This is a genomic window from Streptomyces sp. NPDC060031 (assembly GCF_042736805.1).
In the GTDB taxonomy this organism is placed as follows: Bacteria; Actinomycetota; Actinomycetes; order Streptomycetales; family Streptomycetaceae; genus Streptomyces.
The window spans coordinates 1-2,315 of the sequence record NZ_JBHWVM010000199.1 but is presented as its reverse complement, the minus strand read 5'-3'; the positions used below and the strand labels follow the sequence as shown (position 1 = coordinate 2,315).

The 2,315-nt window shown below is 74.4% G+C and carries 1 protein-coding gene; it reads right to left on the bottom strand.

The genetic code is table 11. The features are described 5' to 3' along the window. The coding region (locus tag ACFWB8_RS36965) for a condensation domain-containing protein (RefSeq protein WP_385237680.1) at nt 1-2,315 on the bottom strand (2,315 nt) is incomplete at both ends.

Sequence of the window (2,315 nt, the reverse complement as noted above, 5' to 3'; positions counted from 1 at the left end):
AGCTCCAGCCCCGAAATGTCGAAGGACACCGACGTGGAGGCCAGCCAGGACTCGTCGGCCCGGGCCTCGCCCAGCACCCGGCGGATGCCGACGAGCAGGTTCCCGAGTGCCCCGTGCGTGACCTGCACGCCCTTCGGCTTGCCCGTCGAACCCGAGGTGTACAGGACGTACGCCACCGAAGCCGGGTCGACCGGGATCTCCAGCGGGTCCGCGTCCAGTTCGGCGGTGACGGTCGCGTCCGTGCCGTCGACCAGCAGCCACTCCCCGGAGTGGATCCCGTCGGCCAGCGACCCGAGCGCGTCCTGGGTGACCAGGACGGAGGGGCGGGCGTCGGCGACGATCCCGGCGAGCCGGGAAGCCGGGTGCGAGGCGTCGAGCGGCAGGTACGCCGCCCCCGCCTTCTGCACGGCGAGCAGCGCGACCAGCAGTTCCACACCGCGCTCCAGCAGCACACCCACCACGTCACCCGGGCGGACGCCCATGGCGAGCAGGTGGCGGGCGAACCGGTTGGAGCGGGCGTCCAGTTCCCCGTACGAGAGGGACCGGCCGGCGGAGGTGACGGCCTGCGCCTCCGGGGTGTCGAGGACCCGCGCCGCGAAGAGTTCCGGCACGGTCCCGGCCGCGGCGGCGGTGGCGGTGTCGTTGCCCTCCGCCAGCACCCGGGCGCGCTCGCCCTCGGGCAGCAGCGGCGCCTGGGCGTCGCCCTCGGGGTCGGCCGCCATCGCCTCCAGGGCCAGGCGGTACATGGCTCCGATGCGATCGGTGCTCTCCTGCGAGAGCACCGCTCCGTGCGCGGTGAGCACCAGGTGCCCCTTGCGGGTGGCGACGGTCAGCGGGAACTCCGTCGGACCTTCCTGCGGGTCCGCGAGCTGGGCGGAGGCGCCCGCGTGCTCCAGGCTGCCGTCGGTGACCCGCCCGTAGTCCTGGTAGTTGAAGTACACGTTCAGCAGCTGGCGGCCGCCCGCGAGCCGCTGGATGGCCGGCAGCGGGTGGCGCCGGTGGGACCACACCGCGATCTCGGCGGCGAAGACCTGCGCGACGAGCTCGCTCCAGGTCGCGGCGCTGCGGTCGTGGGCGAACGGCAGGGTGTTGAGGTGCATGCCCAGCACCCGCTCGGAGCCCGGGAGTTCGGGACGGGCGTCGGCCACCAGGCCGCTGTGGAAGGACTGCTCGGGGGTGAGCCGGCTCATCACCGCCAGGTGTGCGGCGAGCAGCACGCTCTTGAACGAGGTGCCCGTCGCGGCGGCGAGCTCGCGCAGCCGCGGCTCCAGGTCGCCGAAGGCGACCGGGGAGCGGCGCACACCCGGCTCCCCGCCCCAGCCGGCGGGCAGCTCCAGGGCCGCGTTGCCGTCGACGACGGACTGCCAGTAGACGCGGTCGGCCGCGTCGGCGAGGGAGTCGAGCTCGCCCGCGATGAAGTCGGCGTACCGGGCGGGGGTCACCCCGGGGGCCTGGACGGCTCCCGTGTCACGGATCTCCCGGTAGACGGTGAGCAGTTCACCGAGGAGGGCGTGGTAGCTCCAGCCCTCCAGCACGGGGTGCGCGTAGGTGAGGGTGAGGTGCCAGGTGTCGGCGGTCAGGACGTGCGCGGAGAAGCGGACGAGCGGGGGCTCGGCGACGGCGAACACCGCCTGCCGTTCGGCCTGTTCGTGCGCGATGACGGCCCGCTCGCGGGCCCGCGGGTCCAGCAGCGACAGATCGGCGACCGCCACCGTGGTGGGCGCGCTCGCGTGGACCAGCTGGAGGGGGGCGCCGTACGAGGTCAGGTCGAAGCCGGTGCGCAGCACCTCGTGGCGGGCGACGAGCTCCTCGGCGGCCCGCCTGAGGGCGGCGGCGTCGAAGGGCCGGTCGTCCTGGACCTCGAAGCCGTCGACGTTGTGGTACGCCGCCTGCTCCTCGTCCAGGTCCATCTCCACGAGCATGCCGAGCTGCACCTGGGAGACCGGGTAGGCGTCGGCGACGCCCGCGGGCAGCGCGGCCCGGTCGGCGGCGGAGAGGAGGGCGTACGGCCGCACGTACTCCACGGCCGTGGCGACCGGGGCCTCGCGACCGTCCAGGTGGCGGGCGAGGGCGGCCACGCTGTTGTGGGTGAAGATGTCGGGCACCGAGACCTGGAAGCCCGCGGCGCGGACCTCGGAGGCCAGCCCGATGGCGCGGATGGAGTCGCCGCCGAGGTCGAAGAAGCTGTCCTCGACGCTGACCCGCTCGTGGCCGAGCGCGGTGGCCCAGGCCTCGGCGAGCCGCGCCTCGGTCCCGGTGCGCGGAGCCACGTACTCGGCGGCCACCACGAACTCCGTCGGCGCCGGGAGCGCCTT